The 11,227-nt window shown below is 69.1% G+C and carries 11 protein-coding genes and 1 pseudogene; 7 read left to right on the top strand and 5 right to left on the bottom strand.

The annotated features are described in order from the left end of the window. Positions 1 to 243, bottom strand: a pseudogene (locus GLA29479_RS25790) (hypothetical protein); the annotation flags it as partial. A 105-nt stretch (positions 244 to 348) separates the two neighbouring features. Here GLA29479_RS25790 and GLA29479_RS15435 point away from each other — a divergent pair. From GLA29479_RS15435 to GLA29479_RS15410, 6 genes are all read left to right on the top strand, one after another. Further along, the gene (locus GLA29479_RS15435; RefSeq protein WP_057973219.1) at positions 349 to 936 is read left to right on the top strand and encodes a malonic semialdehyde reductase; all 588 of its coding nucleotides are present in this window, start codon (positions 349 to 351) and stop codon (positions 934 to 936) included. Positions 937 to 1,058: 122 nt separating this feature from the next. After that, on the top strand, positions 1,059 to 1,649 hold the full coding sequence (locus GLA29479_RS15430; protein WP_057919133.1) for a YceI family protein: 591 nt from the start codon (positions 1,059 to 1,061) through the stop codon (positions 1,647 to 1,649). A gap of 10 nt (positions 1,650 to 1,659) precedes the next feature. Beyond that, a complete protein-coding gene (locus GLA29479_RS15425) occupies positions 1,660 to 2,373 on the top strand; it encodes a pirin family protein (protein ID WP_057972098.1) in 714 nt (237 codons plus the stop codon). A gap of 118 nt (positions 2,374 to 2,491) precedes the next feature. Next, entirely contained in the window at positions 2,492 to 2,692 is a 201-nt protein-coding gene (locus GLA29479_RS15420) for a zinc-finger domain-containing protein (protein ID WP_031370314.1), read from the top strand. A 31-nt stretch (positions 2,693 to 2,723) separates the two neighbouring features. Continuing rightward, positions 2,724 to 3,851, top strand: coding sequence for a glycosyltransferase family 4 protein (locus GLA29479_RS15415; RefSeq protein WP_057919131.1), 1,128 nt, complete (start codon positions 2,724 to 2,726; stop codon positions 3,849 to 3,851). Continuing rightward, complete coding sequence (locus GLA29479_RS15410) at positions 3,832 to 5,193, top strand: O-antigen ligase family protein (protein ID WP_082639024.1); 1,362 nt, start codon at positions 3,832 to 3,834, stop codon at positions 5,191 to 5,193. Before GLA29479_RS15415 ends, GLA29479_RS15410 begins: the two co-directional genes overlap by 20 nt. Before the next feature lie 33 nt (positions 5,194 to 5,226). Here GLA29479_RS15410 and lpxL read toward each other — a convergent pair whose 3' ends face one another. Continuing rightward, on the bottom strand, positions 5,227 to 6,168 hold the full coding sequence (gene lpxL / locus GLA29479_RS15405) for an LpxL/LpxP family Kdo(2)-lipid IV(A) lauroyl/palmitoleoyl acyltransferase (RefSeq protein ID WP_057920198.1): 942 nt from the start codon (positions 6,166 to 6,168) through the stop codon (positions 5,227 to 5,229). 254 nt (positions 6,169 to 6,422) lie between these two features. Here lpxL and waaA point away from each other — a divergent pair, with 254 nt between their 5' ends. Continuing rightward, complete coding sequence (gene waaA / locus GLA29479_RS15400) at positions 6,423 to 7,718, top strand: lipid IV(A) 3-deoxy-D-manno-octulosonic acid transferase (RefSeq protein ID WP_057972097.1); 1,296 nt, start codon at positions 6,423 to 6,425, stop codon at positions 7,716 to 7,718. A 569-nt stretch (positions 7,719 to 8,287) separates the two neighbouring features. On the opposite strand, the gene GLA29479_RS15395 is transcribed toward waaA, so the two are convergent. The 3 genes from GLA29479_RS15395 to GLA29479_RS15385 all read right to left on the bottom strand — a co-directional run bounded on the left by GLA29479_RS15395 (position 8,288) and on the right by GLA29479_RS15385 (position 11,209). Beyond that, positions 8,288 to 9,703: a TolC family outer membrane protein gene (locus GLA29479_RS15395; RefSeq protein ID WP_057919129.1), complete on the bottom strand. Its 1,416-nt coding sequence runs from the start codon at positions 9,701 to 9,703 to the stop codon at positions 8,288 to 8,290. 17 nt (positions 9,704 to 9,720) lie between these two features. Next, on the bottom strand, positions 9,721 to 10,389 hold the full coding sequence (locus tag GLA29479_RS15390; protein WP_057972096.1) for a protein-L-isoaspartate O-methyltransferase family protein: 669 nt from the start codon (positions 10,387 to 10,389) through the stop codon (positions 9,721 to 9,723). Between the two features lie 154 nt (positions 10,390 to 10,543). Further along, positions 10,544 to 11,209, bottom strand: coding sequence for a TetR/AcrR family transcriptional regulator (locus GLA29479_RS15385; protein ID WP_057919127.1), 666 nt, complete (start codon positions 11,207 to 11,209; stop codon positions 10,544 to 10,546). Positions 11,210 to 11,227: the final 18 nt, after the last annotated feature.

Here is an 11,227-nt window from a genome sequence, read left to right as displayed (position 1 = left end):
CAGCGCCGGGCGGGCGCCGCGGGCGCGGACGAACTCGGGGCCGAAGGCCTGGCCGGCACCGGGCAGGCATCGCGGCGCGGCCCAGCGCCAAGGAGCGCGCGGGCTCAGCGTCCAGTCGATCGCCGGCCGGCCCAGGGCCTGGGTCAGGGCATTGGCTTGGCGCTGATTGCCGGCATGGCCGTCGGTCAGGATCCAGGTTGCAGCCGTGGAGTTAGTTTTGGCAGAAAGGCCGTTTCGTTGCACAGATGCGCTTAATCCGTTCCGGGATTGTCGGTTCTAAGGTCAGATTGAGACTCTACACTTCGTCTCCCGATCAATGCCCAGCGCGGCAGCCTCATGGAGAAGACGATGTCCAGGCCCCTGAACGACGAAGCCCTCGATCAACTGTTCCGCACCGCCCGCACGCATAACGAGCTCGGCGGCGAGGTCAGCGACGAGACGCTGCGCCAGCTGTACGACCTGGTCAAATGGGCGCCGACCAGCGCCAACGGTTCGCCGGCGCGCTTCGTGTTCGTGAAGTCGGCGCAAGCCAAGGAAAAGCTGCGCCCGGCGCTCTCGGAAGGCAACCTGGCCAAGACCATGGCCGCCCCGGTCACGGTGATCGTCGGCCACGACCTGGAATTCCACGACAAGCTGCCCTACCTGTTCCCGCACGCCGATGCCCGCAGCTGGTTCGCCGGCAACGACGAGCACATCCGCACCACCGCCTTCCGTAACGGCAGCCTGCAGGGCGCTTACCTGATCCTGGCGGCGCGCTCGCTCGGCCTGGACACCGGCCCGATGTCGGGCTTCGACAACGCCAAGGTCGACGAGGCCTTCTTCGCCGGCACCCAGGTCAAGTCCAACTTCCTGATCAACCTTGGCGCCGGCGACCCGGCGGCGTTGTTCCCGCGCTCGCCGCGCCTGCCGTTCGACGAGGCCGCGCGCATCGATTGAGGCGTGCGCGCCGCCACGCTTCCGGCGTGGGCCGATGCCGGCCCGCGCCTGCTTGCGCAATAGTGCCGTGAAGTCTTTACCCGCGATCCATCCCTGATAATTCCCCTTTCGAGGAGCTCACCATGAAGCGCATCCTGCTTGCCGCTGCCCTGGGCCTGGCCTTCGCCGGCACCGCCAGCGCCGCCGCCCTGACCTACAAGATCGACCCCAACCACACCGACGTCGTGGTCGGCTGGAGCCACTTCGGTTTCTCCAACCCGATCGCGCATTTCGGCAAGGTCGACGGCACCATCACCTACGATCCGGCCAAGCCGGCGGCGTCCTCGGTGCAGGTGACCATCCCGCTGTCGGGCCTGAACTCGCACGTGCCGGACTTCGACGAGCACCTCAAGAGCGCCGATTTCTTCGACGCCGAGAAATTCCCGACCATCACCTTCAAGAGCACCAAGGTCGAGGCGGCCGGCGAGAAGAAGCTCAAGGTGAGCGGCGATCTGACCGTGCACGGCGTGACCAAGCCGGCCGTGCTCGACGTCACCATCAACAAGATCGGCGAGCAGCCGATGGCCAAGCGCGCCGCCGCCGGCTTCGACGCCAGCACCACGCTCAAGCGCAGCGATTTCGGCCTCGGCAAGTACGCGCCGAACGTCAGCGACGAAGTCAGCATCCGCATCACCACCGAAGCGCTGGTGCCCAAGCCCGAAGCCAAGAAGTAAGCGCGAACGCATGATCATCGAACGTCCATCCAGCGCCCGCGGCCATGTCCAGGCGGGTTGGCTCGACAGCCGCCACACGTTCTCGTTCGGCGGCTATTACGACCCGGCCTGGATGGGCTTCGGTGCCTTGCGCGTGATCAACGAAGACCGCGTCGACCCCGGCGCGGGCTTCGCGCCGCATCGCCACGCCAACATGGAAATCCTCAGCTACGTGCTGAGCGGCCGCCTGGCGCACCAAGGCAGCGCCGACGACGGCGGCGTGATCGGCGCCGGCGAACTGCAGTGGATGAGCGCCGGCCACGGCGTCGAACACAGCGAGTACAACGCCTCCGACAGCGAGCCGGTGCATTTCCTGCAGATCTGGGTCCAGCCCGATCGGCTCAACGCCCAGCCCGCCTACGCCAAACGCGAAGCGGTCGCGGCCGCTGACGGCGAGTTCGTTCTCCTGGCCTCGCGCGACGGCGCCCACGGCGGCTTGCCGGTGCGCCAGGACCTGCGCCTGTACTCGCTGGCGCTGACGCCAGGGTCCAGCGCGCGGCGCCTGCTCGATGCAGGGCGGCTGTATTGGCTGCAGGTCGCGCAGGGGCGGGTCGAGGCGGGTGGACGTACGCTCGAAGCCGGCGACGCGCTGGGGTTTCGCGACGAGTCGGCCGAGCTGGTGCTGACCGGGCTGGGCGATTCGACCGCCGATCTGCTGTTTTTCGATCTGCCGCCGGGGGGCTGAGAGCAAGAACCAGGGGATTGCTCCTGAGCACCCCACCCGACCGCCGCGCCCCGCACACGGCCCGACCGCGCAACGCTGCTAAACTGCCACCCCCGCGTCGCCATCCGTCGTCTCCCTCATGACCGCAGCCAACGCCCATCCCACCCAGGCCAACGCCGAGCAGCGCTACACCGTCACGCGCGCCGACCTGCCGTTGAGCTGCCCGCTGCCGTCGATGGCGCTGTGGAACTCGCACCCGCGCGTGTACCTGCCGATCGAGGCCGAGCGCGAGTGCCAGTGCCCGTACTGCGGCGCGCATTTCACCCTGGTCGACGACTGATCGCGGCCGCGTGACACCGCCCACGCCGAGCATGCGCCGGCTGACGGTGATGCAATTGCTGCCGAAGCTGGAATCCGGCGGCGTCGAACGTTCGACTCTCGAAATCGCCGAGGCGCTGGTGCGCGCCGGCCACCGCGCCATCGTGGTCTCGGCCGGCGGCCGCCTGGTGCCCCAGCTCATCGCCTCGGGCGCCGAACACATCGAACTGGCGATCGGGCGCAAATCGCCGTCGACCCTGCGCCATGGCTTCACCCTGCGCCGGCTGTGGGCCGAACATTCGGTCGACATCGTCCACGCGCGTTCGCGCCTGCCGGCCTGGATCGGCCTGCTGGCCTGGCGCGGCCTGGACGAAGCTACACGGCCGCGCTTCGTCACCACCGTGCACGGGCTCAACTCGCCGTCGCGCTACAGCGCGGTGATGACCCGCGGCGAACGCAGCATCTGCGTCTCGCGCACGGTCCGCGACTACGTGCTCGAACACTATCCCGACACCGATGCCGACAAGCTGCGGATCATTCCGCGCGGCATCGACCCGGCGGCGTTCCCGCACGCGCCCTGGCCCGATCCGCAAGCGCGGGCCTGGGCCGCGGCGCGGCATCCCGCGCTCGCCGGCGACGGTCCCTTGTTGCTGTTGCCCGGGCGCGGCACGCGCCTGAAAGGTCATGCCGATGCGCTGGCCTTGCTCGCCGCGATCCGCGCCGACGGCCGCGATGCGCGCCTTTGGCTGCCGGGCGCGCGCGAGGCCGGGCGCGAGGCGTATATCGTCGAACTGGAACAGGCCGCGCAGCAGCTCGGCATCGGCGAAGCGATCGCCTTCACCGCACCGACCGACGAGATCGCCCGGGCCTACGCCGCGAGCGACCTGGTCCTGCAGCTCTCGCGCAAACCCGAGGCCTTCGGCCGCACCGTGGTCGAGGCGCTGTCCTGCGGGCGGCCGGTGGTCGGTTGGAACCACGGCGGCGTCGGCGAGCTGCTGACCCAATTGCAGCCGCGCGGCGCGGTCGCGCCGTTCGACCTGCAGGCCCTGCGCGCGGCGGCTTGCGAATTGCTAACGCAAGCGCCCGCGGCTGTGGATACGATGGCGTTTTCCCTGCGGGCGATGCAGGAGGCCACGCTTGCCGTCTATGCCGAACTCGTCGATGCCTCACGCCGCGCCTGATCCGGCGACGGCGTCGTCCGGGCCGCCGCCCGCCGAGGCACCTCATGCGATCGTCGGCTGGCGCTGGGCGCCGGCCTGGATCCTGGCCTATGTCGCGCTGCTGTTCGCGCCGGGCTATGCCGAAACCGTACTTACCCTCGGTGCGCTGACCGCCCTGGTGCGGCTGGTGCTGGTGCGCTTCAACACCGGCGCGCGCCTGCTCAGCGATCCGGCCTGGGTGCTGACCAGTGCCCTGTTCGCGGCGTACTGGTTGCCGGAACTGATCTCGGCGACCGATGCGGTCGACCCCGGGCGCGCCTTGCGCGAGGCCGCGGTCGATCTGCGCTATCTGCCGTTCCTGTGGCTGGTCGCGGCCGCGGTCGCGACCCGGCAGGGGCAGCGCACCACCTTCGGCGGTTTGGCCATCATCATCGGCCTGTGGACCGTCGACGCCTTGCTGCAAGGCCTCACCGGCACCAGCCCGCTGTTCTTCGGCATCGACTCGCTGAAGCAGGCGATCAGCGGCCACGGCATGTGTTCGGACGCCGAGATCGCCAGCGTCGACCGCCTCAGCGGCGTGCTCGGCCCGTGCAATCTCAAACTCGGCCAAGTGATCGCGAGCTTCTCGCCGTTCGTGCTGTACGCGGTCGGCCGCCGTTTCCGTCTCGGTGGTTGGTTGGTCGCGGCGGCCGCGGTCGGCGTGGTGGTGGTGCTGGCCGGCTCGCGCGCCTCGTGGATCACCTACGGCCTGGTGCTGGTGCTGTCGGGCTGGCGCCTGCTCGGTTGGAAGCGCTTGCTCGGCGTGTTCGCGTTCGGCGTGCTGGCTCTGGCCGTGCTGGACCAAACCACCCCGCAAGTGCACGACCGTCTTGCCCGCACCGCGCACATCGTCAGCGCCGACGTCGAAGGCCTCGACAGCGCGCTGTCCGGGCGCACGCGCATCTGGCGCGCGGCGCTGTGCATGGTCGGCGAGCATCCGCTCAACGGCGTCGGCGCGCGCGGTTTCCGCGAAGCCTTCCCGGCCTGCGACCCGCAACCCGGGCGCACCACGTCCTGGGGCGAAGGCCCGGCGCTGCATGCGCATCAGCTGCTGCTCGAAGTGCTCGCCGAAACCGGCGCTTTCGGCCTGTTGCTGTGGTTGGCCGGTGCGGCCCTGGCCTGGCGGGCCTGGGCGGTCGCCGACGCGCGCGCACGCGAAGCAGCGCGGCCGGCGATGCTGGCCTTGCTGGTGACGGTGTTCCCGTTCAACACCCACCTGGCCTTTTATTCGACCTTTTGGGGCGGGCTGACCTTGTTGTTGGCTGCCTTGTACGCCGGCAGCCTGCTCGCGCAACCGCCGGACGAGGGCGACGCGACGGTGTGAGCGGTCGCGTTGTTCTGGCCCCGATCGGGCCGATCAGGCCGGGGCGTTTTCGACCGGCTTCTTGTACGGCGAGCGCTGGCCCGGCGGGCGGCGCTTGAAGCGGCGGTGGATCCACAGGTACTGGCTCGGCGCTTCGCGCACCATCGCCTCGATCTGGGCGTTGACGCGGGTGCTGTCCTGGGTGGCGTCGCTGGACGGGAACTCGGCCAGCGGCGCACCGACGCGCAACACGTAGTCGGCGCCTTCGCGGCGATGGAAGAACGGCACCACCGCGCAACCGCTGAGGCGCGCGAACTGGTGGGTGGCGGTGATCGTCGCCGCCGGCACGCCGAAGAACGGCGCGAACACCGTGTCCTTGCCGCGCATGTCCTGGTCCGGCGCATACCACAGGAAGCCGCCCTGCTTGAGGTGGCGCATCGCCGGGCGGATCTCTTCGTTGGTGAACATGGCCGCGGCATAGCGCAGCCGGCCGCGTTTGACCGCCCATTCCATGACCGGGTTGCGGTGCTTGCGGTACATGCCGGCCAGCGGCAGGTGGTCGCACATCAGCCGGCCGCACATCTCCAGGGTCATGAAATGGCCGGAGATCATCAGCACGCCGCGTCCGGACGCGCGCACCTCGTCGAGCCGCTCCAGGCCTTCGATGCGCACCGTGCGCCGCATCGGCGCGACCTCGCCCCACCAGGCGCGGGCGAACTCGAAGAAACCGATGCCGAGGTCGCGGAAGCTTTGCCGCAGCAGGGTTTCGCGCTCGGCCTCGGTCTTTTCCGGGAAGCACAGGGCCAGGTTGATGCGGGCCGCGCGCCGGCGCTGGCTCGCCACGCGCAGGGCGAAGACTCCGATCAGGTGGCCGAGCGCACGTTGCAGGCCCCAGGGCAGGCGCGCGCCGAAACACATCGCGGCCAGCGCGAGCCACATCGGCCACAGGCGCGGCACCAGCAGGGAAGGGCGAGGGGGCAGGACAGGTTCGGCCATGGCCATAGTTTATGCGGTGAGCGTGTAGTGCCGCTGCAATACGGGCTACGAGCGCGACCGCGGCGGGCATCCGCACGTCGGGGTTCGATGCCGGCGGTGTCTGGTTTGCGCTGCGCTGCGGGCCTCGCGGCCTGCGCGCCGATCAGCTGCGAATGCCCGCGTATCGGCGGTTTTGCGCACCCGGTCGAGTCCGCCACGGTGCGCGATGACGGCATCCACGACCGGATCACCTCCGCAAGCTTTATCCTTGTCGGATGCGGAAGGACTTGATCGAGCGCCTGTTGCGCGGCCTGTATTCGGTCGCGCTGTATCTGTTGGCGCCGGTGACGATCTATCACCTGATCTGGCGCGGTTTCCGCCAGCCGGCCTATTTCCAGCGCTGGCTCGAGCGTTACGCGATCTATCGCGGCCCCGCGCAGACCCGCACCCTGTGGTTGCACGCGGTCTCGGTCGGCGAGGTCAACGCCGCGATTCCGTTGGTGAATGCCTTGCGCCGCGGCCGCCCGGACCTGCGCCTGCTGGTGACCACGATCACCCCGACCGGTTCGGACCGTGCGCGTTCGGCCTGGGGCGATTCGGTCGAGCACGTGTATCTGCCTTACGACTTGCCCGGCGCGGTCGGGCGTTTTCTGCGCCATCACCAGCCCTGTGCGGCGCTGATCATGGAAACCGAGCTGTGGCCGAACCTGCTGTTCGGTTGCCGCGACCGCGGGATTCCGGCCTACATCCTCAATGCGCGCCTGTCGGAGCGTTCGCTGCGCGGCTACCGGGTGCTCGCGCCCTTGGTGGGACGGGCCCTGCGCACGGTGCGAACGGTGGCGGCGCAATCGCGCGCCGACGGCGAGCGTTTCGTCGAACTCGGCGCGCGCCCCGAGCAGGTCACCGAGACCGGCAACCTCAAATTCGACGTCAACGTGCCCGACGCGCTCGACGAATTCGCCCTCGAATGCCACCGCCACACCGGCGAACGGCCGGTATGGATCGCCGCGAGCACGCACGAGGACGAAGAGGCCGCCACAGTCACCATGCATCGGCGTCTGCGCGAGCGTTTCCCCGACCTGCTGCTGTTGTGGGCGCCGCGCCATCCGGAACGCTTCCGGATGGTCGCCGAACACGCCCGCAGCGCCGGCTGGCAGGTGTCGACGCGTTCGCGCGCGCGCTGGCCGCAGCCCGGCGACGATGTTTTCGTCATCGACACCCTCGGCGAACTGATGAGCTTCTACGCCTGCGCCGACGTCGCCTTCGTCGGCGGCAGCCTGCAGGCGATCGGCGGGCACAACCTGCTCGAACCGGCCGCGACCGGCACCCCGATCGTGACCGGCCCGCACCTGCACAACTTCGTCGAGATCGCGCAGCGGCTGGAAACCGCCGGCGCGTTGCGGATCGGCGCCGACGCCGAAGTGGTCGAGGCCGCGGTCGAGCGCCTGTTGGCCGACCCGATCGAACGTGCCAGGATGATCGACGCCGGCCGCGCCCTGGTCGAGCTGGGCCGCGGCGCCTTGGCGCGCACCATGGCGCTGTTGCAGCCGGCGTTACCGCCGCTGCGCTGAGCGCGGCGAATTCCCCCTGTAGGAGCGGCGTAAGCCGCGACAGCGGGATGGGTAGAAACGTCATCGTCGTCGTAAATCATCGACGCGAAATACCGGCACGCGGGTAGGAGCGGCGCAAGCCGCGACCGCGCATCGGCAGCCATTGCGCTGCCATCCGCAGCGCGCCGTATTCGCAGCGGTGCCCGCGGTTGCGCGGCTGTTGCCGCCGCGTGGTCGCGGCTTGCGCCGCTCCTACCCTGGTCCGCTGACCGCCGCTGCTCTCAGGAGTAGGAGCGGCGCGAGCCGCGACCGCGCATCGGCAGCCATTGCGCTGCCATCCGCAGAGCGCCGTATTCGCCGCGGTGCCCGCGGTTGCGCGGCTGTTGCCGCAGCGTGGTCGCGGCTTGCGCCGCTCCTACCCCGGTGAAGATGCGCGGCCTCGATCGATCACATCGACGATGTGGCTGCTGCGCATCCATTGTCGCGGCTCACGCCGCTCCTACAGGGGGAACAGGCGCCGCCGCAAACGAAAAAACCGCCGGTGGGCCGGCGGTTTTTCGTAGGGCTCCGAACGTATCCGGATCGCCGCGTTATTGCGCCTGCGGCGGTGCCAGGTTGGTCGCCGCGTCGGCGGTCAGCAAGCGGTTGATGTCCTGCACGTCGGCGACATCGAGCGAGCCGGCGGCCTGTTCCAACAGCAGGCGGTTCTGCAGGTAGTTGTACTTGGACTGGGCATAGGCCTGCTGCGCTTCCAGCAGGGTGCGCTGGTTGTTCAACACGTCCAGCACGGTGCGGGTGCCGACTTCCAGGCCGACCTGCGAGGCGTCGTAGGCGGCTTGCGCCGAGACCAGGGCGAGGCGGCGCGCTTCGACTTCGCTGATGCCGGCGACCAGGGTCTGGTAGGCGTTGCGGGTGGTGCGCACGAGCAGGCGCTTCTGCCGTTCGAGTTCGTCCTGGGCGGCGTCGCGACGCGCCAGGGCCTGGCGCACGCCGGACTGGATGCGGCCGCCCGCATACAACGGCACCGACAGTTCCAAGCCGATGCTCGGCCCGTGGTTGGCGTTGCCGGGCGCGTTCATGGTCTGACCCATGAAGGTGCGGTCGCCCCAGTTGGCGTTGTCGCCGTAGCTGCCGTTCAAGCTCAGGGTCGGCCAATGGCCGGCGCGCGCGGTTTCCACGCCGATTTCGGCGGCGCGCACCTGCAGGTCTTGCGCACGCAGCGAAGGGTTGTTCTGCACCGCGTTGTTGACCCAACCTTCGACGTCCTGCGCTTCCGGCAGGTTCGGCTTGAAGTCGGCCGGCAAGGCCTTGAGTGCGCGCACCGGCTGGCCGGTGATCTGGCTCAGGCCCTGGTAGGCGTCTTCGACCGCGTTGCGCGCGGTGATGGTGCCGGCGCGGGCGGTGTCGTACTGCGCGCGCGCTTCGTGCACGTCGGTGATCGGCGCCAGGCCGACTTCCAGGCGCTTGGAGGCGTAGTCGAACTGCTTCTGCAACGCGGTTTCGGCGGCTTCGGCGGCGGCGAGGTTCTCGAGCTTGACCAGCACGTCGAAGTAGGCCGCCGAGGTGCGCGTGATCAGTTCCTGGCTGGCCGACTCCAGGGTGAAGTCGCTGGCCTGGCTGATCGCATTCTGACCCTGGTAGGTCTTGATGCTGGCGCGGTTGTAGATCATCTGACTCGCGGCGAGCGAGTAGTTGCGCGAGGTGCTGTCGGAACGAAAGTCGACCCCGGCCGGGATCGGATCCGGATCGGTCGGATCGCTGCTGCCCGAACCGCCTTCGGTGGTGGTGCGGCTGCGGGTCAGCCGCGCCGTGCCCGACAAGGACGGCAGCAGCGCGGCGCGGGCCTGGATGCGGTCTTCCTTGGTCGCCAGACGGTTGGATTCGGCCGCCGACAGCTGCGGATCGCCCTGGCGCGCGAGTTCATAGGTCTGCAACAAGTCTTCCGCCGACGCGACGGCCGGCAGCAGGGATAAGGCCAGGGCAAGAACGAGAGGGCGGCGGATCATGCGGCTTCCTTGAGCGTTCAGAACTCGAAGGCAGGCGCGGGGGCCGCGCCGACGAGATAGGGGAGGTCGGTTTCGAACAACGATTGGATGCGCGCAGCGTTGACATCGTTGCGTTCGCCGGCGGTGACCCGCAGTCCTTCCATGGCCGGCGAGCGGCCGCGGACGACGAACAAACGGCCGTTGGGCTGCAACCACTGCAACCACTGCGGCGGAATTTCCGAGACCGCGCCGGTCACGCAGATCGCGTTGAAGCGGCGGTCGGTGCGGTACGTCAGGGCGTCGGCATCGACGACCTGGACATTGTTGATCGATTGCGCGGCCAGGCGCTTGCGCGCGGTCGCGGCGAGGTCGGCGTGGCGTTCCAGGCTGACCACTTCGCGGGCGAGACGGCCGAGGCAGGCGGTCAGGTAACCGCTGCCGGTGCCGATCTCGAGCACATCGTCGGTCGGGTCGACCGCGAGCGACTGCAGCGTGCGGCCTTCGAGCACCGGCTTCATCATGAATTCGCCGTGCGCCAACGGCAGCTGCACGTCGGTATAGGCCAGATTGCGGTGCGCTTCGTCGACGAAGGCCTCACGCGGCAAAGCGGCCAGCACATCGAGCACGCGCGGGTCGAGCACGTCCCACGGCCGAACCTGTTGTTCGACCATCAGTTCACGTGCTTTTGCGTAATCGAGCGTCGTCATCGGGGCGTCTTCATGTTGCGTGGGAACTGCGAATTCTACCGGGACCACGCGACCCCCGGAGCAAAAGAATTAACCACGCCCGGGCCCGGGCTTAGTGCCGAAAGTCACCGGAACTCTCGGCACCGTGCGGGTTTCGGGCCTCGGCGCGGCGGTTTCAGCGCTCGCGGCGGGCGTAGGCACGCAGGAACATCGACACCGAGGCGTCGATGTGCGCGCGCACCTCGGTCCGGCCTGGCGCGCCGCAGCCGAACATCAGCAAAGCGTGCGGTTCGCCCTTGACCAGGCAGAAGAACTGCGGCGCGGCGCGGGGCACGTCGTCGATCTCCAGCTCGCCGGCCTCGACCCGGCGCTGCAGCAAGGCGGTGAATTCGTCGTGCAGGCGCTGCGGCCCGGCCTCCCAGAACATCTTCGACAGCGGCGATTGGGCGACCTGGGGCGAGCACAACAGACGATGAATCTGGATCGCCTCGGGCGAGCTGACCATCTCGTAGAAGGCGTTGGCGATCGCCAGAAGGCGCTCGCGCAGCGGCGTGGCCGGGTCGGGCACGAACATCAGCGGCGGCAGGTGCTGCTCGCAATAGGCCTTGACCGCGGCGCCGAACAGGGTCTCTTTGTCGCCGAAATGGCTGTAGACGGTGAGCTTGGAGACCCCGGCCCCGGCGGCGATCTGGTCCATGCTGACCCCGTCGAAGCCATCGACAAGGAACAGGCGCTTGGCCGCGTCGAGGATCGCGTTGCGCTTGCTGAGGTCCTTCGGACGGCCTGGGCCGGCCGGCTTGGCCGGTGACGTCGGGGGGCTGGAGGGTCGGGGCGAGGACATAAGGAATACTGGACTACC

It is taken from the genome of Lysobacter antibioticus, assembly GCF_001442535.1.
GTDB classification, from domain to species: Bacteria; Pseudomonadota; Gammaproteobacteria; order Xanthomonadales; family Xanthomonadaceae; genus Lysobacter; species Lysobacter antibioticus.
The sequence above is the reverse complement of the archived record's forward strand: the minus strand, read 5'-3'. Positions and strand labels throughout refer to the sequence as shown.

Excerpts from the sequence above, each read along its gene's own strand:
- GLA29479_RS15435 (WP_057973219.1), top strand. The coding sequence starts at position 349 with ATGTCCAGGCCCCTGAACGACGAAGCCCTCGATCAACTGTTCCGCACC.
- GLA29479_RS15430 (WP_057919133.1), top strand. The coding sequence starts at position 1,059 with ATGAAGCGCATCCTGCTTGCCGCTGCCCTGGGCCTGGCCTTCGCCGGC.
- GLA29479_RS15425 (WP_057972098.1), top strand. The coding sequence starts at position 1,660 with ATGATCATCGAACGTCCATCCAGCGCCCGCGGCCATGTCCAGGCGGGT.
- GLA29479_RS15420 (WP_031370314.1), top strand. The coding sequence starts at position 2,492 with ATGACCGCAGCCAACGCCCATCCCACCCAGGCCAACGCCGAGCAGCGC.
- GLA29479_RS15415 (WP_057919131.1), top strand. The coding sequence starts at position 2,724 with ATGCGCCGGCTGACGGTGATGCAATTGCTGCCGAAGCTGGAATCCGGC.
- GLA29479_RS15410 (WP_082639024.1), top strand. The coding sequence starts at position 3,832 with ATGCCTCACGCCGCGCCTGATCCGGCGACGGCGTCGTCCGGGCCGCCG.
- lpxL (WP_057920198.1), bottom strand. The coding sequence starts at position 6,168 with ATGGCCGAACCTGTCCTGCCCCCTCGCCCTTCCCTGCTGGTGCCGCGC.
- waaA (WP_057972097.1), top strand. The coding sequence starts at position 6,423 with ATGCGGAAGGACTTGATCGAGCGCCTGTTGCGCGGCCTGTATTCGGTC.
- GLA29479_RS15395 (WP_057919129.1), bottom strand. The coding sequence starts at position 9,703 with ATGATCCGCCGCCCTCTCGTTCTTGCCCTGGCCTTATCCCTGCTGCCG.
- GLA29479_RS15390 (WP_057972096.1), bottom strand. The coding sequence starts at position 10,389 with ATGACGACGCTCGATTACGCAAAAGCACGTGAACTGATGGTCGAACAA.
- GLA29479_RS15385 (WP_057919127.1), bottom strand. The coding sequence starts at position 11,209 with ATGTCCTCGCCCCGACCCTCCAGCCCCCCGACGTCACCGGCCAAGCCG.